This window comes from Gluconobacter sp. ESL1110 (assembly GCF_058107395.1).
The window spans coordinates 37617-57966 of record NZ_JBYLUK010000011.1 but is presented as its reverse complement, the minus strand read 5'-3'; the positions used below and the strand labels follow the sequence as shown (position 1 = coordinate 57966).

Annotated in this window: 16 protein-coding genes; 13 read left to right on the top strand and 3 right to left on the bottom strand. The window is 56.9% G+C overall.

Annotated features, from left to right (window positions below; translation table 11 throughout):
• Positions 1-12: 12 nt before the first annotated feature.
• The 3 genes from serS to AC3B6F_RS13385 all read left to right on the top strand — a co-directional run bounded on the left by serS (position 13) and on the right by AC3B6F_RS13385 (position 2743).
• Positions 13-1275 carry a serine--tRNA ligase gene (gene serS, locus AC3B6F_RS13395; protein ID WP_489824736.1) on the top strand — a complete coding sequence of 421 codons (1263 nt, stop codon included), beginning with the start codon at positions 13-15 and terminating at the stop codon, positions 1273-1275.
• 14 nt (positions 1276-1289) lie between these two features.
• Entirely contained in the window at positions 1290-2009 is a 720-nt protein-coding gene (locus AC3B6F_RS13390; protein WP_489824735.1) for an META domain-containing protein, read from the top strand.
• A 344-nt stretch (positions 2010-2353) separates the two neighbouring features.
• Entirely contained in the window at positions 2354-2743 is a 390-nt protein-coding gene (locus AC3B6F_RS13385; RefSeq protein ID WP_489824734.1) for a helix-turn-helix domain-containing protein, read from the top strand.
• Positions 2744-2812: 69 nt separating this feature from the next.
• Here AC3B6F_RS13385 and AC3B6F_RS13380 read toward each other — a convergent pair whose 3' ends face one another.
• Positions 2813-5278 carry a helicase-related protein gene (locus tag AC3B6F_RS13380; protein WP_489824733.1) on the bottom strand — a complete coding sequence of 822 codons (2466 nt, stop codon included), beginning with the start codon at positions 5276-5278 and terminating at the stop codon, positions 2813-2815.
• 136 nt (positions 5279-5414) lie between these two features.
• Between AC3B6F_RS13380 and AC3B6F_RS13375 the strand changes: the two genes are divergently transcribed.
• From AC3B6F_RS13375 to AC3B6F_RS13365, 3 genes are all read left to right on the top strand, one after another.
• On the top strand, positions 5415-6302 hold the full coding sequence (locus AC3B6F_RS13375) for a ferredoxin--NADP reductase (RefSeq protein ID WP_426065961.1): 888 nt from the start codon (positions 5415-5417) through the stop codon (positions 6300-6302).
• Positions 6303-6329: 27 nt separating this feature from the next.
• Entirely contained in the window at positions 6330-7730 is a 1401-nt protein-coding gene (gene gorA / locus AC3B6F_RS13370) for a glutathione-disulfide reductase (protein ID WP_489824732.1), read from the top strand.
• Positions 7731-7805: 75 nt separating this feature from the next.
• Positions 7806-9845: an FUSC family protein gene (locus tag AC3B6F_RS13365; protein ID WP_062023906.1), complete on the top strand. Its 2040-nt coding sequence runs from the start codon at positions 7806-7808 to the stop codon at positions 9843-9845.
• Between the two features lie 15 nt (positions 9846-9860).
• Here AC3B6F_RS13365 and AC3B6F_RS13360 read toward each other — a convergent pair whose 3' ends face one another.
• Both AC3B6F_RS13360 and AC3B6F_RS13355 read right to left on the bottom strand, forming a co-directional pair.
• Positions 9861-10682, bottom strand: a complete 822-nt coding sequence (locus AC3B6F_RS13360; protein ID WP_489824731.1) for an alpha/beta fold hydrolase — start codon at positions 10680-10682, stop codon at positions 9861-9863.
• Positions 10683-10767: 85 nt separating this feature from the next.
• The gene (locus AC3B6F_RS13355) at positions 10768-11223 is read right to left on the bottom strand and encodes a hypothetical protein (RefSeq protein ID WP_026017498.1); all 456 of its coding nucleotides are present in this window, start codon (positions 11221-11223) and stop codon (positions 10768-10770) included.
• Positions 11224-11317: 94 nt separating this feature from the next.
• Here AC3B6F_RS13355 and alkB point away from each other — a divergent pair, with 94 nt between their 5' ends.
• From alkB to AC3B6F_RS13320, 7 genes are all read left to right on the top strand, one after another.
• Complete coding sequence (gene alkB, locus AC3B6F_RS13350; RefSeq protein ID WP_489824730.1) at positions 11318-11974, top strand: DNA oxidative demethylase AlkB; 657 nt, start codon at positions 11318-11320, stop codon at positions 11972-11974.
• 48 nt (positions 11975-12022) lie between these two features.
• The gene (locus tag AC3B6F_RS13345) at positions 12023-13417 is read left to right on the top strand and encodes a class II 3-deoxy-7-phosphoheptulonate synthase (RefSeq protein WP_063904100.1); all 1395 of its coding nucleotides are present in this window, start codon (positions 12023-12025) and stop codon (positions 13415-13417) included.
• Positions 13414-14604, top strand: a complete 1191-nt coding sequence (locus AC3B6F_RS13340) for a nicotinate phosphoribosyltransferase (RefSeq protein WP_211567423.1) — start codon at positions 13414-13416, stop codon at positions 14602-14604. Before AC3B6F_RS13345 ends, AC3B6F_RS13340 begins: the two co-directional genes overlap by 4 nt.
• Positions 14601-15065 carry a hypothetical protein gene (locus AC3B6F_RS13335; protein ID WP_489824729.1) on the top strand — a complete coding sequence of 155 codons (465 nt, stop codon included), beginning with the start codon at positions 14601-14603 and terminating at the stop codon, positions 15063-15065. The genes AC3B6F_RS13340 and AC3B6F_RS13335 overlap by 4 nt, the downstream gene beginning before the upstream one ends.
• A gap of 127 nt (positions 15066-15192) precedes the next feature.
• Entirely contained in the window at positions 15193-17856 is a 2664-nt protein-coding gene (locus AC3B6F_RS13330; RefSeq protein WP_489824728.1) for a M16 family metallopeptidase, read from the top strand.
• Between the two features lie 88 nt (positions 17857-17944).
• Positions 17945-18439, top strand: a complete 495-nt coding sequence (locus AC3B6F_RS13325) for a 2-thiouracil desulfurase family protein (protein ID WP_489824727.1) — start codon at positions 17945-17947, stop codon at positions 18437-18439.
• Positions 18440-18529: 90 nt separating this feature from the next.
• Positions 18530-20347 (top strand): M3 family oligoendopeptidase, encoded by a 1818-nt coding sequence (locus tag AC3B6F_RS13320; RefSeq protein WP_489824726.1) that lies wholly within the window; start codon positions 18530-18532, stop codon positions 20345-20347.
• The last annotated feature ends 3 nt before the right edge of the window (positions 20348-20350 follow it).

The following is a 20350-nucleotide window of genomic DNA, read 5'->3' as shown; positions in this document are numbered from 1 at the left end:
GAGCCCTGAACCATGCATGACCTGAAAGCCCTGCGCGCCGATCCGGCCGCATTTGACGCTGCTCTTGAGCGTCGGGGCCTGTCACCTGTGGGGCAGAAAATCGTCTCGGAAGATGAAGAGCGCCGTGCCGCTCTGGCCGCTTTGCAGGAGGCTCAGGCCACCCGTAAGACGTTGGCCAAGGAGATCGGGCAGGGCAAGCGCACCGGTGCCGATACATCCGCTCTGGAAGCGCAGGCGGTCGAACTGCGGGACCGAATTGCTGGGCTGGAAGATCGGGCGGCCATTATTGAAAAGAGCATCGACGATGTTCTGGCGTCCCTGCCAAACCAGCTTGATCCGTCCGTGCCGGATGGAAAGAGCGAGGATGAGAACGTCGTCGTTCATTATCGCGGCGAGAAGCGTGACTTCACGTTCGAGCCCAAGCAGCATTTCGAGCTGGGTGAAGCTCTTGGCCTGATGGATTTCCCGACGGCGGCCAAGCTGTCCGGGACGCGCTTTGTCGTTCTCCGTGGTGCTCTGGCGCGTCTGGAGCGTGCACTGGGTCAGTTCATGCTGGACACGCATACGACCGAGTTTGGTTACAGCGAAACCAGCGTTCCGCTGCTGGTCAATGACGATGCCATGTATGGCACGGACAAGCTCCCAAAATTTGCGGAAGATTCTTTCCGTACGGAAGATGGTCGCTGGCTGATCCCGACAGCCGAAGTTCCGCTGACGGCCTCTGTCATGGGCGACATTCTGCCCGCAGATGCGCTGCCGATCCGTTTGACGGCACTGTCCCAGTGTTTCCGTTCTGAAGCAGGCTCTGCGGGCCGTGATGTGCGCGGTATGCTGCGCCAGCATCAGTTCACGAAGTGCGAACTCGTTTCCATCGTGAAGCCGGAAGACAGCGATGCTGAACATGAGCGCATGACGCAGGCTGCCGAGACCATTCTGGAGCGCCTTGGCATCACGTTCCGCCGTATTCTGCTCTGTGCTGGTGATACGGGTTTTGGTGCGGCCAAGACGTATGATCTGGAAGCGTGGATCCCTGGCCAGCAGGCTTGGCGAGAGATTTCTTCCTGCTCCAATACTCGCGCATTTCAGGCACGGCGCATGAAAGCCCGGTATCGCTCCGAGAATGGCCCGGCCTTCGTGAATACGCTGAATGGTTCCGGTCTGGCTGTCGGACGCACCATGATTGCCGTCATGGAAACGTACCAGAACGAAGATGGCAGCATAACCATTCCGGAAGTCCTGCGTTCCTATATGGGTGGATTGACCCGTATAAGTTGAGGATTATTTCTGACATGATGACACGCCGTTTTGCTTTGTCTGTTCTGGCTGGGAGTGCTTTTGTTTTTACATCTCAGGCAGCATCTCCAAAGACTCTCAGCGGAACGGTGGTGTATCGGGAAAAAATGGTGCTTCCTGTAGGCGCCGTGCTTTTTGTCAAGCTGGAGGATGTGTCTCTGGCTGATGTTCCAGCCAAGGTTCTGGCCGAAAGTCGGCAGACCATTCAGGGCGCTCCGCCTCTATCTTACACGTTGCGCGTTCCTGGTCTGGAGCGTGGCAGGCAGTATAGTCTGCATGCCGAAATCCGTGCGGGAGACGAAATTCTTTTCACAACCACGGAAATGCATTCTGTGAGTGAGCCAGATATTTTGGTCACGAGAGTTTCAGCGCCTGCGACTGAGCTGCCTTATGGAAGCTGGACGGTTCAGTCTCTCAACGGAAAAGCGATACCAAAAACTGGGCGCCCGCCTCAACTGACGATTGGGCGTGATGGTCGAGTGTTTGGATACGGTGGCTGCAACAGGTTGATGGGACAGGCTGAGATCGTGGATCATGCGATAAAATTCAAATCGTTTGCCATGACACGCATGGCGTGTATTGGATCCGGAATGGTCTTTGAAAATCTTTTGGTGAAAACACTGGACGGTATCCGTTTCTGGTCCAGAGACGAAGCGGGACGTCTGATCTTACATTCTGACAATGAGGCTCAAGTTGTTCTTCTTCATTCTGAGTGATGCGTCTGGCAGAGTAAAATAAACTTATGAGTATTTCGGAAAGTTACTTTTTATATTTTTTGGTAAAGTAGAGTTATTTGTCAATTTATTGTAAACTTTGAGCTGAAATAAAAATTATTTGCAATATTGGCATGTTTTTACGATAGCAGACTCGTTGTTGTCGTTTTTTACGGTCTTGAGAGTACGTCTCTCGAAGTTCGATAGGGGGCACAGAACCCGGCAGATACCGGAATGTGGAGTAGAGCAGTCAAGCGCGGGGTGTCGTGGTGTCACGACTGGTCAGGACTGACGGACTTTTCGGGATGTGTCGGGAGGCAGGTATTGAGCGTAGGGTGGATGAAGACATGAGTGACGTGACGGATAGTGCTGAGAAGGCACGGATTTCGCCGGGTCTGGAACTTGGAAGGCGTATTCGCCTGCTACGGGAAATGGCAGGATTGAATCAGCAGCAGCTGGCCAACAAAGTAGGAATTTCCCGTTCTGCCGTAGCGTTCTGGGAAACGGGTCGGTCAGGACATGTGGGGAAGCATCTTGGTGATCTTGCCGAAGCGCTGGGCGTGGATGCGGAAGTCCTGCTGACGGGCATGGCCTATAAGGAAATTCAGGAAACGCTGACGCCGGATGAAAGCATGTTCCTGAATCTGTATCGTCAGTTGAATCCGCTAATCAAACTTCAGGCGCAGAAGTGGATTGAACGTCGGGTTCGTCAGGCTGAAGAGGGCGCAGAGGACTGAAGAAGCTTTTCCTGCGCGTCTCTCTTCAGAAAAGAGCGAGCCCCTCCGGGGAAACAGGAGGGGCTTTTTTTAGTTCCTTTTTTTCGGCCCAGAGGCTTTCCCGCGCTTTTTGAAACCTTCCTTGAAGGGGGGCTTGCCAGATTTGCCAGCAAAGGGCCGATCGCTTCGTCCCTTGGGCTTGAAGTTGCCGCGCTGCTGCTTCTGGCTTTCGCGCATCCGGCTCTGAGTGCGGAGAACCTGTTCGATCCAGTCATTCAGAATGGACGTATTGATTTCTGCGTTTTGTTGCGCCGGATAGGCCTCCGGAAAACGCAGAGCCAGCCAGCGCCATGCGACGAGACGCTTGTGGCGTTTTTCAGCGCGTTCGAGTTCTTCGCGACCCGCCTGTTCCGGATGGGGCAGACGACCGGTTCCTGGGGGAGGGACGGGGCGGCCAGCGGCATGGTCCGCAGCCCAGGAGACCAGACGCTGGATGCCATTGTCCCGTTCATCAATCGGGCACATGGCATAGGTCCAGCGGGTGGTCAGATCCAGACCTTCCACGCCTTCTAGGGCCGCTGCGATCTCAAGAGACTGCTCCATGTCCGCCAGACGGTAATTGGGGTCGTCTGGCCGTAGAACAGCGCGTTTGATGCGGGTCAGGACGCCGTAGAGGCTGTCGCTGCCAATTTCTTCGGCAACGGCCCGGACGATGTCGGAATCCGGCTGAACCAGAGGGCGCAGTTCCGTGACCGGTTCCGGTGGGGCAGCCAGCATCTGGCGCACAAACGCAGGGCTTCCGGATTCTGCCAGAACACAGACCAGACCTTCTTCGTGCTTGCCGAAGCGCCCGGCCCGGCCACCAATCTGTTTGACTTCCTGCGAGATGAGATCGCGTGTCTGGCGTCCGTCAAACTTCCTGAGAGCGCTGAAAACGACGCGACGAATGGAGAGGTTAAGGCCCATCCCGATGGCATCGGTGGCGATCAGAATATCCGCGTCGCCGCTGTTGAAGCGGGCGGCTTCCGCGCGGCGGACTTCGGGACTGAGAGCACCATAAACCACCGCGACCCGTCGCCCGCGCGCCATGAGTTCGGCGCGCATGTCCAGCACTTCGCGGCGTGAGAACGCAATGACCGCATCGCCAGCTGTGAGTTCGCTGAGATGAAGTGTGCCTCCCGCCTTGAGAGGGCTTTTTCGTTCGAGGTGGATTTCGTCAACCGGGTCATCGCAAAGTTCGGCAATACGCTTGACCAGCGGGATGCAGTCGGCGGCACCCAGAATAAACACATGGCGTGCTGGAACGCCCATAATGGCGGCGGTCCATGCCGCACCACGATCGGGGTCCGCCAGCATCTGGGCTTCGTCGATGATGGCGACGTCCACAGGTTTGTGGAACGGGCACATTTCAACCGTCGCCGCCAGATGACGTGCGCCCGGCATCTCGATGCGCTCTTCACCCGTGGCAAGGGATGCAGGGACGCCACGATTAAGGAGGGCTTCCCGGAATTCATGCGCCAGAAGACGAAGGGGAGCGAGGGCCAGACCGCTCTCCGCGTTGGCGAGGGCGTTCAGTGCTGTATAGGACTTGCCCGAGTTGGTTGGTCCCGTAACGAGCGTGATGCGGCGCTTGAGGGAACGTGCTGTCCGGAAATGGGCTGCAAACCGGTCCAGTGCGGCAACGCGGGCGATGGCGGCATTACCGACTTTGGTGCCACGTTCCAGAACTTCTGGTCGGGCCGGTGTTGTACCGCGCCATTCGGGAAGGCGCGCCCGCAGCTTCTTCAGTTCGTCCGGATCGAAGAAGAACAGTTCGATCCCGTCATCACGCGTTTCGCGCTTGGCAATTGGGAGACGGTTTTCCGCAACCCAGCGCAGGGCTTCACGCCGTGAGCAATGGAGAATGCCTGGGACCTCATCGAAGCTGACAAGATTGGCTTCCCATTCCTTCAGGCGTTCGAGTTCGCGCTCCCGACGGCGCTCGGCACGGGCCTGAATGTCAGCCTGCTCACGGGCGCGACGCTCTTCGGCCAGACGCAGGTCGTCCTCGAAGCCCAGATCAACGCTGCCGAAAGCGCCAGCAATGCTGCGGGAAAGCTTTTCAAGCTGCCCGCCTGAAAGAATCAGCCCGGCATCCGCCAGATCAGCCCGGACTTCTTCCAGTACGTTGCGGGGCGAGTCCCCAAGATCCTGCCAGCGCGAAACCAAAACATCGTCGAGCGTCAGACGCAGAGCCGCAATGTCGGCACGGGGATCGTGTGTGCGGGCTGCGGCTTCCTGTGTGTCGGCTTTCGTGACCCAGACTTCGCCGGCGCGACGGGCCACATTCATGAGCTGGGAGGCCCATGTTTTGCGGCGCACAATACACAACGCGTCGATCAGGGCTTCAGGAGGGAGGGTCGCCTCGTTCCCCTCAAGCCGACGCGCCACCTGCCGCAAAAGGGCGGGTCGCTCACGTGGAGTAATATCCAGCGGCGTTCCGAAGTCGGCTTCAGCCTGATTCAGGGCGCGTTCGGCGGGGGAGAGGGGGGCGTCGCTCACGGAGTCGTCTGTCATGAAAAGACTTTTGCGTCATTCAGCTATCAGGTTCAACGCAGATGGGTTTTCCGAAATGTGATGATTGCGCTAAAAGGTCCGGCTCTTATCAGGTCCGAGACCTTTTATCCGCGCCACACCGGAGACAGAAACCGATATGTCCACACCGAGTTTTGCCGCCCCGACTCCTGAGATCGACGAGCCCCTAACGGGTCTGGCGCCGTATGAAGGCCATCCGAAACAGTACCGTCTGGCCGAGCCAAGCAAGGAATACGCTCATCTGTATCCTGCAAAGGTTTTGACCGTTCACCACTGGACGGATCGTCTTTTCAGCTTCACGACAACGCGCGATCCGGGCCTTCGGTTCGAGAACGGTCAGTTCGCGATGATTGGCATCGAGGTCGAGGGCAAGCCGCTTCTGCGTGCGTACTCCATTGCCTCAGCCAATTATGAAGATCACATGGAATTCCTTTCCATCGCTGTGCCGGATGGTCCGCTGACCTCCCGTCTGCGTCATGTGAAGGTTGGGGATACGGTTCTGATCGGTCGCAAGCCGGTGGGGACGCTGCTGCTCGACAACCTGAAGCCGGGTCGCAACCTGTACTTCCTGTCCACGGGTACCGGCCTTGCGCCGTTCATGAGCCTCATCAAGGACCCGGAAGCCTACGAGCGCTATGAAAATGTGATCCTCAGCCACACGGTCCGTATCTCTGGCGAGCTGGCTTATGAGAACCACATCCGTCATGAACTGCCGGAACATGAGTTCCTGGGTGAGTTTGTTGCCGAGAAGCTGAAGTACTATCCGGCTGTGACGCGTGAAGATTATGCCGTCACGGATCGCATCACGAAGCTGATCGAAAGCGGCAAGATTTTCGAGGATCTGAGCATCGACAAGCTCGACCCTGAACATGACCGCGTCATGATCTGCGGTTCGCCGGAAATGCTTGCGGATACGGAAGCACTGCTGGAGCGTATGGGCTTTGAGGAAGGCAACATGAGCCGTCAGGGTTCTTATGTTGTTGAAAAGGCGTTCGCAGAGCGCTGAGACCAGAGGCACGGAAGGCCGGGATTTATGCAGGAATTCGATCTTTTCGTCATCGGAGCCGGATCGGGTGGGGTACGTTGTGCGCGTATCGCTGCCCAGAACGGCGCGCGCGTCGCGATTGCGGAGCGTCGTCACTGGGGCGGAACCTGCGTCAATCTCGGCTGCGTGCCGAAAAAGCTGATGGTCTACGCGGCGGAATATGGCCGCGAGATCGACGATGCCCGCGCCTATGGGTGGGACGTGACGCCAGGACAGCATGACTGGCGCACGCTGATTGATGCCAAGGACCGCGAGATCGAGCGGCTGAACGGCATTTACGTCTCGATGCTTAAGAAGGCTGGCGTTGAGCTGTTCACGGGCGATGCGCGCTTTGTGGACGCGAACACGGTTGAAATTGGTCCGTCTGAGCTTGCTCCGGATGCTGCGGTTCAGACCGTTCGTGCCAAGAACATCGTCATTGCGACGGGTGGTGCACCGACGCGCCTCGATATTCCCGGCGCGGAGCACGCGATTGTCTCGGATGATGCGTTTCATCTGGAGAACCGGCCCGAGCGCGTTGCCATTATTGGCAGTGGTTATATTGGGATTGAATTTGCAGGGATTTTCGCGGGTCTCGGCTCGCAGGTGGACTTCGTTTACCGTCAGGACCTGCCACTGCGCGGGTTTGACGAGGAAATGCGTCGCCATATCGCAGAACTGGTGCCTCTGAACGGTATCACCTCCCATCCAGGCAGCACGCCAGAGCGGATTGAAAAGACGTCTAACGGTTATCGCCTGCATCTGAAAGGCGGGAAGGTCATTGAGACCGACTGCGTCTTTATGGCAACCGGGCGTCATCCGAACCTGAAATCCCTGCGTCTGGATCTGGCCGGGGTAGAGGTCACGGATGGTCGGATTGTCACGCGCCTTGAAGATGCCAAGACGAATGTTCGGGGCATTTATGCCATCGGGGACGTGACCGATACCTATAACCTTACGCCGACAGCGATCGCCGAGGGGCATCTTCTGGCGGAGCGTCTGTTTGGTGAAACAGGCCGCGAGTGGTCTTTTGCCACGACGCCAAAAGCCGTGTTCTTCAGCCAGCCGCTCGCTTCGGTTGGTCTGACGGAAGAAGAGGCTGCCGAACACCACACGCTCGATATCTATACGTCGACCTTCACGCCGATGCGCCAGTCGCTGTCCGGCCGTAAGGGCAAGGCGTTTATGAAGCTGGTCGTGGATTCAAAAAGCCAGGTCGTGCTGGGTGCTCACATGATTGGCCCGGATTCACCGGAAATCATCCAAGGGCTGGCCATTGCCGTCACGGCTGGCCTGACCAAGCGTGATTTGGACCGCACGATCGGCCTCCACCCTACAAGTGCGGAGGAGTTCGTGACCATGCGGACGCCAACGCGCCATGTTCCTCCTTCCTCCGATAAACAGAACTGATATTCCGATGGCTCACGACGATCCTTTGCCGCCCCTGAAGATCATGAGCCATCACACAACAGGGCAGGTGCAGGCGTGAAACTCGGCTGGCTGTTTGCGCCGTCCATCACGTCCGTGATGTTCGCCCTGCGCACGACGATTGCTGCTTTGCTGGCGCTTGCGATTGCTCTGTGGATGGAGCTTGGTGAGCCGCAATGGGCGGCAATGACGGTCTGGATCGTCGCACAAAACTCTCGTGGAGAAAGTATTTCCAAAGGGCGCTGGCGGCTTGTCGGCACAGTTGTCGGCATGATTACTGCCATCGCCTTGATGGGGATGTTTCCGCAATATCCGTGGCTGTTCCTGCCAGCGCTGGCGATTTGGGTCGGGCTTTGTGCCGGCCTCGCCACGCTGACGCATAACTTCCGGGGGTATGCACTCGTTCTGGCGGGCTACACCTGCACGATTATCGCGCTTGGTGCCGTTAAAGAGCCAGACAATGTGTTCAATATTGCCATGGCCCGCGGAACATATATTTTTCTCGGCGTGATCTGTGAGATGGTTATGGGAATGGTGTTCGTTCCCAATGTGGCGGATCGGGCTCGGGAAGAGCTGCGCAAGCGCCTTCAGGCTATTCTTACCAAAGCAAGCGCGGCTCTGACGGATGTTCTGAACCAGAAGCCGAACGCCACGGATACGCTTTGTGCACTGATGGGGTCGCTTCAGGCCTCCAGCGATCAGATCGAGTTCTCCCGCATCGAAATTCGCAGTCAAGGCAATGAAGTCGAACATGCCTATGTGACGCTGGGTCTTGTAGCGCGTGTGCTGTCACGCGGGCTTGGCCTCAAGACGCGCATGACATCTGTGTCCCATATTCCACAAGCGCTTCTTCCGTTCCTGCGGGATATGGCGGTGGCGATTGAAGGGCTGCCCGCACGTCTGGAAAGCGATCGACGCGGTATTGCGGCCCTTGTTCAGACCGAGGCTCTGCTGGCGGAATGTCGAGGGCGGATGCAGGCCGTCCTTCCAAAGGACGATGAGGACTCTCTGAATGAAGGAATCATCCTGACGGGTGTGGAGGTCATGATTTCGGATCTCTGTGAAACACTCCGTTCTTATCGGGCAAGTGTGGACGGTGCACCGATTTCCGAGCGGCACCGTCTGACTCGCAATACGGACTGGCGAGCAGCCGTCCGAAACGGGGTGCGGACCATGGCCGCGCTTCTTTTCGGAGCGTATGTCTGGGAAGTGACGGCGTGGCCGCAGGGCAGCGTCTTCCTGACCTTTATTGCGGTGGTCTGTGCCCGGTTTGCGACTTTCGAGAATACGGTGCTTTTGAGTGCGGCGTTTTTCTATGGAGCCGTTTTTGCGGCGTTGGCCAGCATTATTCCTGTGTTTGTCGTGATGCCAGTTACAGCCAGTTATGTGTTTTTCTGTCTGACAGTCGGCTTCTTCATGATGCTTGGCGGCCTTGCGACCCGTAATCCCGCCACGGCTGTTATGGCCGCGTCTTATGGAACGTTCTTCCCCTTCCTGCTGGGTATGGACAATCAGGGGCGTATGGATGAGCTGTCATGGCTTAATACCACCATTGCGCTTCTGTTGGGTCTTGGGGCCGGTGTGGTGATCTTCCGGGCTGTTCTGCCGTTTACGCCGCGTCGGGCGGCGGAAGTTCTGCGTTATCAGCTCAAGCGCAGTCTGCGGCGGCTGGCGCTGCCGGGTGTTGTGATGGACGAATATGTCTGGATCAACGACGGCACGCAGAGCATGGAGCGTGCGGTTCGCTTTGCCGGGTCTCTGGAGAGTGATCGTGCGGAAGAAATGTTGCGCGGCACCCTGTCTGTCATGACCGTAGGGCGAAACGTGTTGATGCTGCGAAAGCTGGCCCAGCATGGAAGCCTGCCAGATACCGCGGTAGCCGCCGTGGACGGACTGATCCGGAACCTGCTACGCCGCAAGCTGCCGCTGACCCATACGGCAGCAACTATCGAGCCGACCCTTGCAGAACTTTATGCACTGGAGCGGGAATCACAGGACACATCCATTCGGCATGACCTCGTTCTCGCCATTGGGTCCCTGCTGATTGTGCAATCGGAACTGCCAACCAGCAGGGCATTCCTTAGAGCGACGACCTGAAGCAGGTCGTGCTGTTCAGGACGCGAGGAACTTCAGAAGATCCTCGTTGACCTGTTCCGCGTGGGTCAGGAACAGACCGTGTGGCGCACCATCATATTCCAGGAAGACCGAGCCTGGGATCAGATCTGCTGCGCGGCGTCCGGCGATATCAGCTGGAACGGCGCTGTCGGCAGTGCCGTGGATGATGAGTGTTGGAATAGTGAACGCCTGAAGGTCACTGCGGAAATCTGTTTTTCCCCATGCATCCACGCAGTCGAGGGTTGCCATCGGGCTTGCCATGCTGGCCAGCGTGAAGGACCAGTCAAGCACGCCTTCGCTGACCGGATGATGCAGCATGCTCATGCCATAAAAGCCGGGGAGGAAGCTTTTCAGGAACGCAAAACGGTCCTGCCGGATTTCCTGCTTGATTCCGTCGAACACGGAGATATCGACGCCGTCCGGATTGTCCGAGGTTTTCAGCAGGAACGGAACGATAGACGCCAGAAGCACGGCTTTGGAAATTCTGGCGCGGCCATGGCGGCTCAGATAACGGGCGACTTCGCCGCCACCCATTGAGAAACCGACAAGTGTTGCGTCCCAGAGGTCGAGCTGTTCCAGAATGACGGCCAGATCATCTGCCAGAACGTCATAGTTGTAGCAGTTGATGGGGTGGCCTGAGAGACCGAAGCCGCGACGGTCATAGGTAATGACACGATATCCGGCTTCAACGAGGGCGAGGGTCTGTTTTTCCCACATATCCCCCGTTAGTGGCCAGCCATGAATGAGAACAACGGGGCGGCCTGCGCCCATATCCTTCACATGAAGGCTGGTTCCGTCAGTTGCAGTAATATAGGGCATGGGTTCTGCTCCTCATATGATCTGGCTGGATGATACCAGCCCCATCCTGAAGAGCAGAACCCTTTTGCGGAAGATTGGTTGCGTCTTACCAGCCGTTACCGCGCGGGGCCGTCCAGCCGTTTCCGGTCGCATCGCCCAACTGCCCGGACTGGGTGTTGTTGCTGCCTTGATAGGCTGAGCCGAACTTGGACAGATTGGCGCCTGTTACGCTGTCACGCTCAACGCCAGCTTCATGATCCGGATCAGGGCCATGCTCGAATTCGGTGCTTGGGGCATCCTGATATCCGGGCGGGAGAGAACGATGGCCACGGGCACGGAAATGCTCGCCGCCATTGGTTTTCTGCTGCGTGGATGGAGCCTGCGCCTGTGTGCTGTTCTGTTGAGGGGCGGCATCGTATGGCTGACCAAATGTCGTGGTCTGAGCCTGAGCTACCCCGCCCAGCAGGGCGGTTGCCAGCAGAGCGTGGCAGAAAAAGCGGGAAAAGGGCAGCATGGAGTCTGGTCCTGAACCAATCATGGAAATCAACGGCCCCATCACCATATGGGAAGCAGAACCGCATACTCTCTTTTATAATCGGCCCGGTTGGGCTGCGGTTCAAGAGTTCTTTTCCCGGATCAGGGAAGCGGGGGATGATATGGAGGATCTCTTTGCGACGCTGAGATGTCGTACCGACCTTGCGGATGGAGCGGTGCTTCTTCCCGGTTTTGCCATATCTTGTGCGGAGCAACTGCTGGAAGGTATCCGGCGTCTTGCTCATGAAGCGCCTTTTCGGATCATGAAAACGCCCGCCGGCCGGGCCTTATCTGTTGCGACAACCAGTTGTGGGGACTGTGGCTGGTATACGGACCAGAAGGGATATCGGTATGTGCGGACAGATCCATTAACCGGGAAGCCATGGCCCCAAATGCCAGATATGTTTTTTGAACTGGCCTGTACCGCAGCAAAAGAGGCTGGCTATCCGGATTTTTCTCCGTCTTCATGTTTGATCAACCGCTATGAGCCGGGGGCAAAGATGGGGCTGCATCAGGATCGGGATGAGGATGATCTGTCCTCCCCCATCGTTTCGGTCTCTCTTGGGGTTCCGGCCCGCTTTGCGTTTGGTGGTTTATTAAAGACGGACCCGGTGCAACGGCATGATCTCTTCCATGGAGATGTGGTCGTGTGGGGAGGCATCTCCCGCCTTGCCTGGCATGGGGTTTCGCCCATACGCGAAACATTCCATCCGCAGACAGGTGCCATGCGTTACAATCTAACTTTTCGCGCTATCAACGCTGCGCTTTTTCAGCCATAAACAGCGCCCCGCAATTCTGTTCACTTACTGACCTCCGGAGGGCATTCAATGCACCCCTCGACCAAGACCCAGACGTCCGACAACACGATGTCATGGTCTCCTGCAAGCTGGCGTTCCCGTCCGATCGTCCAGGCTCCGTCTTATGAAGACGAAGCTGCGCTTGCCGCTGTCGAGGCACGTCTGCATCGATATCCACCGCTGGTTTTTGCGGGGGAAGCCCGCCGTCTGAAGACGCGTCTGGCCGCAGCCTCCCGTGGAGAGGCCTTTGTGCTTCAGGGCGGCGCCTGCGCTGAGAGCTTTGACGAGTTCACGGCCGATATCGTCCGCGATACGTTCCGCGTGCTGCTTCAGATGGCCGTGGTTCTGACATTCGCGGCCAAGGTGCCGGTCGTGAAGATTGGGCGTATGGCAGGCCAGTACGCCAAGCCACGCTCGTCCAATACGGAAACGATCGATGGTCTGACGCTGCCATGCTATCGCGGTGACATCATCAATGGTCCGGAATTCACTGCGGCGGCGCGTATTCCTGATCCAGCACGCATGGAGACCGGGTATTTCCAGTCTGCTGGTGTGATGAACCTGCTGCGCGCTTTCGCAAACGGCGGTTATGCGAACCTGCATCAGGTCCATAGCTGGAACCTTGGCTTTGTTGAGCGTTCCCCGCTGGCAGCCCGCTATCGGGATCTGGCTCATCGCATTGATGAGACGCTGTCTTTCATGCGCGCCTGTGGTTTTGACGCGGCTGCGTCCCAGATTGATGAGACAGAGTTCTATACCTCTCATGAGGCGCTTCTGCTGCCATATGAGCAGGCTCTGACCCGCATCGACAGCACCAGCGGTGACTACTACGATTGCTCGGCGCACTTCCTGTGGATTGGGGATCGCACCCGTCAGCCGGATGGCGCGCATGTGGAATTCCTGCGCGGCGTTCAGAACCCGATCGGCATCAAGGTTGGTCCGACGACCACGGTTGAGGATCTGGAAAAGCTGCTCGAAATCCTGAACCCGAATGACGAGGCAGGTCGTATCACGCTGATCTCGCGTATGGGTAAGGACAAGGTGCGCGAGCATCTGCCGCCGCTTCTGGATGCCGTCATCAAGACGGGCCGTACGGTTACATGGCTGTGTGACCCGATGCACGGCAACACGACGACGACGTCCAGCAAGGTCAAGACGCGTTCCTTCGAAAGTATCCTCGGGGAAGTCCTTGGCTTCTTCGATGTTTTCGAGGCTGCAGGCCGTCGTCCGGGCGGTATTCACCTTGAAATGACGGGTCAGGACGTCACCGAATGCATTGGTGGCGCGCAGTGCCTGACGGAGGCCGATCTGGGAGATCGGTATGAAACATTCTGTGATCCGCGTCTAAATGCGGAACAGTCGCTTGAAATGGCGTTCCTTCTTGCTCATGAACTGACAGGACGACGAGCAGGAAAGCAGGAATGAACTCTTCCGTTTCTCAACGTGCACTAAACCAGTCCAGCGGCGTCCTTGGCCCGCTGGATCGGAAAACAATAGAATCCCGGACGGACGCGTATTTCGCGCGAACCCGACAGATCGTTGAACATTTCGGGGACTCACAGGTCACCTATGCAGTGTTCATCCGCCGTCCGGTGATTGCGGCCTGTGGCATTGCCGTCACCTGGCTTCGTAATGTCGCCAAAGAGCAGGGCTTCGATCTTCACATCCGCGAGGTATATGAAGAAGGGCAATGGATTGGAGCCGGTGAGCCCATCCTGTACCTGACCGGCCCTTTCAGCTGCCTCGCTCCTCTGGAAACACTCTTGCTTCAGCGTCTCGGGGCGTGCTGCGTGGCGGCACATAATGCCTATCAGATGTCCATGGCGCTCCCGGATGTTGCATTTCTGGCTATGGAAGCCCGCCACTGTGCCGGTTTCGAAATGCAGGAGCAGATGGGCTATGCGGCGGCCGTTGGGTCTCAGGCAGCCCAGAAAGAAGGGGCTCGCGGGTTCATTGGGAATGCCAATGACGCGACGTCGGGTTTCTTCGGGCAGGATCATGGACTTGGCACCATGCCGCATGCCCTGATTGGGTATGCGGGTTCGACCCTGCGCGCTGCTGAAATGTATGTGGATGTTTATCCGGATGATCCGCTGACAATCCTGGTAGATTATTTCGGGCAGGAAGTGACGGATGCTCTGGAAGTCTGCCGGCGCTTTCCGGAAAAAGCGGCAGCCGGTCAGTTGAGTGTTCGTCTGGATACGCATGGTGGTCGCTTCCTTGAGGGGCTGGACCCCCAGTCATCCTATGCCGTACTGGAACGCTACACACCGGGTACGATCCGCCGTTATCGCTCGGATGCGGAATTGCGTGATCTGGTCGGGACTGGTGTTTCGGCCGCTGCCATCTGGCGAATGCGGGAAGCGCTGAATGAGGCTGGTTTTCCGAAGGTGAAGATCACGGTGTCTTCAGGGTTCAACGCGTCTAAATGCACCACGATGCGGGATGCCCATGCACCGATCGACGTCGTGGGCAGTGGTTCTTTTATTCCGGATCGCTGGTCCGAGACCTATGCAACAGCAGACATCGTGGCCTATGACGGCACGCTTCGCGTCAAGGTTGGGCGTGAATTTCTGCTGAACAAGGCACGAGCCGAACAGGGGGCCTCATGAGCGACGAACCGGAAAACACCGAAGCCGAAACTGCAGGACAGGCCCAGTCCTGGAATGTCCGGATTATTGATCTGTCCGGTGCATCCGAGGATGACACTGTTGAAGTTGTGAAAGACTTCATGGATCTGATGCACGCGAATGCCTATGCCCGTGCCTATGTGCGGGATAGCATTGAGCGTTGCCGGGTTCCGGGTGCGACGAGCAAGGAAGTTCTGGAAAGCTGGTTTGCGTTCGGTGAGAATGCCGAAGTGGTGGACGCTGGGGAAGATGGCTGGAAGTCTTCCACGGAACTGGAAGATTTTGCCGCCAATCCGACAACGGATATGGAGCGCGACTGGCGTGCCATTGATCCACGCCGTCTGGTGGATGACGATGAAATCGCCGGGCCACCGGATGTTGATGACGAAGACGAAGACGATGATGAGGATGACGAAGACGCTCACGAAGTTATTCGTCACTAAAAAGGATCGCCCCTGCAATCGCAGGGGCTGTCACCCTGCCATGAGAGGCAGGTCATAAAATATCCACATGACTCTGGGATTGTAACTGTTACGTTACATTGACCGATACACCAATGAAGTCATGTCGATGCATATTTTTCAAAAGACATTTCTAGCCGTTTCTCTGCTTGCAGGGCTGGTCTGCTCAACGGCTTATGCCGCAGATATGGCACGCGAGACTTTGCCGAATGGTATGCGTGTCGTTGTGGTTCGCGATCCGCTTGCGCCTGCCGTCAGTGTGCAACTGACCTATATGGTAGGGTCTGCCGAGGCGCCAAAAGGCTTTCCGAGAACTGCTCATGCGCTGGAACACATGATGTTCCGCGGAACGCCCTCCCTTAGCGGGGATCAGCTTTTAACGGTAATGGGAACGTTGGGCGATCAGTTCAATGCTTTCACGCAAACGGACCTGACCCGTTATCACTGTTTGATCCCGGCGCAGGATCTGGATGTGGTTCTGCATATGGAAGCAGACCGGATGCAGCATCTTTCTCTGGATGCAGGGGAATGGGCGAAAGAGCGGGGAGCCATTGAGCAGGAAGTCTCGAGGGACTTTTCAAATCCGAGGTACAAAGCGGAAGACCAACTCCTGCCTGTTCTGTTTGCCCATAGTTCTTATGACCATACACCTCTTGGAACGCGGTCCTCCTTTGAGGCAACAGATGTAAAACTGCTGCGGGACTTCTATACCAAATGGTATGTCCCGAATAACGCGGTTCTGGTCATTGTAGGGGACGTTGATCCTTCGGCAACCCTGAAGAAAGTTGGGAGGACTTTTGGTTCCATCCCAGCGCGCCCGTTGCCAGAGCGTCCACCCATTCCCGTTGGGGCTGTTGTTCCGCAGGCGCTCACTGTGCAGACGAACTATGCTGTTGATATCGTGGCCCTGCTCTGGAGAGGGCCATCCCTTCGGGACAAGGACGGTCCTGCGGCAGCCGTTCTGGATGCCGTTCTTTCAAGCCGCCGTGGCCCTCTTTACCCGCTGGTTCTCCAGCACAAGGTCTTGGCGACGGGACTGAACGTCGACAGAAACATTTATACAGGAACCATTGAAGCTTCTCTGACAATTCCCAAAGGGGGTGACACGAAGGCTGCCTTGGCTCTTCTCAAGGCGACGCTTGATGATATCCGGACCAAAGGCGTGTCGTCAGATGTCGTGGAAGGCATGAAAAAGCGGTGGCTGGCATCAAAAGACTTTGAAAAAAACTCCATCCTAGACTTGGGCGGCCTCTGGTCCGGTGCTGTTACGGCAGAAAATACTGATAGCCCTGATGCGTCCTTTGATCGCTATGCGAAAGTGACTGTGCAGGACGTCAATGCTCTGGCTCGCAAGCTGCTTGATCCGGAACATGGTGTTGCGATGACAATGTTGGCCTCAGATCATGGCAAGCCGCCAGCCGGTAAAGGCTTTGGAGGCTCGGAAAGTTTCGCAGGGCAGGGAAGTGCGACAGGACCGCTTCCGGATTGGGCCCAACCTGTTAGAAACGTACCTGCACCGCCAGTGTACACAGCCCCGGATGCAGATTTCACACTTCCGAACGGTCTGCGTATTGTGGTGCGGACCAAGCATGTCAGCCCAACGATCTTTCTGTTCGGCCATATAAAGTCCAATGCGAATATTCAGACACCGGCGGGGAAAGAGGGTGTTGGCGCTCTGACGGCCCAGTTATTTCCGTTTGGTTCAGTAACGCGCGATCGGGAGACACTGGAGAAAAGCCTGGATGATCTGGCGGCCAATGCCAGAGGCGGGGTGGATTTTTCCGTCAGTGGTCGGACGCAGGATTTCGATGCGGCTCTCGCTATTCTGGCAGATCTCGAATTGCATCCCGCATTCCCGCAATATGCGTTTGATCTGACGCGCCAGAATATGATCCGTGTGCAGGCAGGTATTGAGCAGACGCCTGGCTATCGCCTTCAGCAAACCATTACGAAGACACTGTATCCTGCGAACTCTCCGGCTCTTCGTATGCAGAGTGTAAAGAGCCTGTCAGGCCTGACGCGCGAAGACGTGCTCTCCTATTATCGGTCCGTTTATCGGCCAGACATGACGACGATAGAAGTTGTCGGCGATATTTCTGTTGAAGAGGCCCGTAGAAAAATTACGACAGCGTTCGGGGAATGGAAAGCCAAGGGGCCAAAGCCGGAGGTGGATTTGCTTACTATCCCGTTTAATCCCATTCCGGCGGTTCAGTCTGTCCCCGACCCTGTTCGATCACAGGATATGGTAGTCATGATTCAGACCAATGCGCACGAATGGACCGATCCCCGGCGTTTTGAAGTGGGACTGGCCGATACCATGTTGACGAAAGGATTTGACAGCCGCCTGTATCAGGATCTTCGGGTCAGGACGGGATATGTTTATACGGTTAGATCGCAGGCTTCTGCCCAGAAAAATTTCGGGATTTACGGTGTTTCGTTCGGCGCTGATCCGGGTTCTGTGAAAGCCGCACGGCAGCATGTCGCGCAGGAATTGCAGATCATGGCAGCAAAGCCGGTCCCTGTTGAGGAACTGAACAGGGCCAAAGCCCATTTGATTCGCGATATGATTCTCTCAAATACGATTATGACGGCGCCAAGCAGCCTTGATGCAGATCTGACGCTGCGGGGGCAAGGCTGGGAGCATTTGAACGATGCAGCCAAAGCCTATCAGGCTGCGACACCTGAAAGTGTTCAGGCAGCATTCAAAAGCTATGTTCGGCCGGATGGATTTGCAACGTTCGTGTTGGGGCCGATGCCGGCGGGTCTGAACTGAGTCAGAACCAGAAGACGTTCTGTTTTCTGGTAGATGAGGCTATCAGAAGAAAATTCTCAGAGACCCCGGAAGTAGGATAGTGCCGCTTGTGAAGAACCGAATTCTGGTGAGTGCCTGTCTGCTGGGTCAGCCTGTCCGATACGATGGCAAGGCAAAGGCCCTTCTGCATCCGCTGCTTCAGCAATGGCAGGAAGAGGGACGGCTGGTTGTGGTCTGTCCGGAGCTTGCAGGCGGGATGCCTGTTCCACGCCCGCCAGCGGAAATTGGGGCACGGCAGGATGGAAAGGACGTTCTTCTGGGCGAAGCGCGTGTGACTGACACGTCCGGTGCAGATGTAACGGATGAGTTCATAGCGGGAGCTCGGGTTGCCCTGTCTGTCGCGCAGGCACAGGGGTGTCGGTTCGCGTTACTCATGGAGGGCAGCCCGTCCTGCGGAAGCCAGCTAATTTATGACGGCAGTTTCAGCGGGCAGAAACATGCCGGAGCGGGTGTAACAGCCGCACTTCTGCGTCAGAACGGGATTCAGGTCTTCAGTCAGGACACGATTGAAGATCTGAGGGCCGCGCTCCAGCAGGCCAGTTAAATCCCGCTTTAAACGGCGTCGGTTCATTTACTACAGATTTGTCATCAACCGCCCGTTTGACCCGGCGGCAGGGATGTCTAAATTCAAAGGATGAACAGTCAGAATCTCTCCGCGGCCACAGGCCTTTCTGCTCCTTCAGCCGAGAGCGTGACTCCGCCGCGCTGGGACCTGTCCGATCTGTACGCGTCGCTGGACGATCCTGCGATTGAACAGGATTTCGCGGCTCTGACATCCGCTGCCCGAACGTTCAGCGAAACCTGGAAGGGCAAGCTGGGACAGGCTGATGGCGCCGCTCTGGCCGCTGCTTTTGCCGAGTATGAGCGGATCGAGGAAGGGCTGGGGCGCATCGGCTCCTTCGCCCAGCTTGGCTTTGCCGCTCATACGACGGATCCGACTTTGGGTCGTTTCACACAGGGTGTGCAGGAACGCATCACGGATATTTCGGCGGATCTGTTGTTCTTCTCGCTGGAACTAAACCGTCTTGAAGATGACGTTCTTGCAAAGATTTCTGCGTCACCGGACATGGCAAAATGGCAGCCGTTCCTACGGGATCTGCGTGTTTTCCGCCCTTACCAGCTTTCCGATGAGGTTGAGCAGGTTCTGATGGACAAGTCGGTGACGGGGCGTAATGCCTGGAACCGACTATTCGATGAAACCATGGCCAGCCTGACTGTCACGCTTGATGGGGAGACAAAGCCCCTCGGTGCGGCGTTCAACACCCTCACGAGTGCAGAACGTGAAAAGCGTGCTGCGGCTGCGGAGCAGATCAGTGCTGTTCTGGCCGACAATTCCCGTCTTCTGACAATGATTACGAACACGCTCGCCAAGGACAAGGCGATCGGGGACAAGCTCCGAGGCTACCCACGTCCGTCCAGCAGTCGCAACCGTGGCAATATGGTTGAAGACGAAGTTGTGGACGCGCTGGTCAGCGCTGTTGATGAGGCTTATCCGCGTCTGTCTCATCGCTACTATGCAATGAAGGCCAAGTGGCTTGGTCTGGACAAGCTGGAGCACTGGGACCGGAATGCGCCTCTGCCGGGCGTGGCGGATACAGTGATTTCTTGGGAGACTGGTAAGGAGATTGTTCTGAACGCCTATACGGGTTTCGATCCGGCGCTTGGGACACTGGTAGACCGCTTCCTGACGCACCCGTGGATTGATGCGGAAGCTGCGCCGGGCAAATCCTCGGGTGCTTTTGCCCATCCGACCGTACCGTCCGTTCATCCCTATATCCTGATGAACTATCATGGCCGCTCTCGCGACGTGATGACGCTGGCTCATGAACTGGGTCATGGTGTGCACCAGATTCTTGCAGGTCAGAAGCAGGGTTATCTGAACTCCGCGACACCTCTGACGCTGGCTGAAACAGCGTCTGTCTTCGGTGAGATGCTGACGTTCCAGTCTCTGCTTGATCGAGAAACCGATCCGAAGCGCCGCCGCCATCTTCTGGCGGCGAAAGTGGAGGACATGCTGAACACGGTAGTCCGCCAGATTGCGTTCTATCAGTTTGAAGTGCGCGTGCATGATGAACGGGCCAAAGGTGAATTGTCCGCAGAGCAGCTTGGCTCCATCTGGCGCGAGGTACAGGAACGCAGCCTTGGCCCGGCGTTCCACTTCACGCCGGATTATGATGCCTACTGGTCCTACATTCCGCACTTCGTGCATTCACCGTTCTATGTGTATGCCTATGCCTTCGGGGACTGTCTGGTGAATGCGCTGTATGGCGTCTATCAGGATCAGCCTGAGGGTTTTGCTGACAAATATCGGACCATGCTCGAAGCTGGCGGAACGCTTCGCCACCAGGAATTACTGGCACCGTTCGGTCTTGATGCGACGGATCCGGGTTTCTGGCGTAAAGGACTGGATGTAATCTCGGGTCTGATCGATCAGCTCGAGCAGGAGGGCTGAGGG

What these genes read in the sequence shown, in the direction of transcription:
- serS (WP_489824736.1), top strand. Translation starts at nt 13, where the DNA reads ATGCATGACCTGAAAGCCCTGCGCGCCGATCCGGCCGCATTTGACGCT.
- AC3B6F_RS13390 (WP_489824735.1), top strand. Translation starts at nt 1,290, where the DNA reads ATGATGACACGCCGTTTTGCTTTGTCTGTTCTGGCTGGGAGTGCTTTT.
- AC3B6F_RS13385 (WP_489824734.1), top strand. Translation starts at nt 2,354, where the DNA reads ATGAGTGACGTGACGGATAGTGCTGAGAAGGCACGGATTTCGCCGGGT.
- AC3B6F_RS13380 (WP_489824733.1), bottom strand. Translation starts at nt 5,278, where the DNA reads ATGACAGACGACTCCGTGAGCGACGCCCCCCTCTCCCCCGCCGAACGC.
- AC3B6F_RS13375 (WP_426065961.1), top strand. Translation starts at nt 5,415, where the DNA reads ATGTCCACACCGAGTTTTGCCGCCCCGACTCCTGAGATCGACGAGCCC.
- gorA (WP_489824732.1), top strand. Translation starts at nt 6,330, where the DNA reads ATGCAGGAATTCGATCTTTTCGTCATCGGAGCCGGATCGGGTGGGGTA.
- AC3B6F_RS13360 (WP_489824731.1), bottom strand. Translation starts at nt 10,682, where the DNA reads ATGCCCTATATTACTGCAACTGACGGAACCAGCCTTCATGTGAAGGAT.
- AC3B6F_RS13355 (WP_026017498.1), bottom strand. Translation starts at nt 11,223, where the DNA reads ATGGTGATGGGGCCGTTGATTTCCATGATTGGTTCAGGACCAGACTCC.
- alkB (WP_489824730.1), top strand. Translation starts at nt 11,318, where the DNA reads ATGGAGGATCTCTTTGCGACGCTGAGATGTCGTACCGACCTTGCGGAT.
- AC3B6F_RS13345 (WP_063904100.1), top strand. Translation starts at nt 12,023, where the DNA reads ATGCACCCCTCGACCAAGACCCAGACGTCCGACAACACGATGTCATGG.
- AC3B6F_RS13340 (WP_211567423.1), top strand. Translation starts at nt 13,414, where the DNA reads ATGAACTCTTCCGTTTCTCAACGTGCACTAAACCAGTCCAGCGGCGTC.
- AC3B6F_RS13335 (WP_489824729.1), top strand. Translation starts at nt 14,601, where the DNA reads ATGAGCGACGAACCGGAAAACACCGAAGCCGAAACTGCAGGACAGGCC.
- AC3B6F_RS13330 (WP_489824728.1), top strand. Translation starts at nt 15,193, where the DNA reads ATGCATATTTTTCAAAAGACATTTCTAGCCGTTTCTCTGCTTGCAGGG.
- AC3B6F_RS13320 (WP_489824726.1), top strand. Translation starts at nt 18,530, where the DNA reads ATGAACAGTCAGAATCTCTCCGCGGCCACAGGCCTTTCTGCTCCTTCA.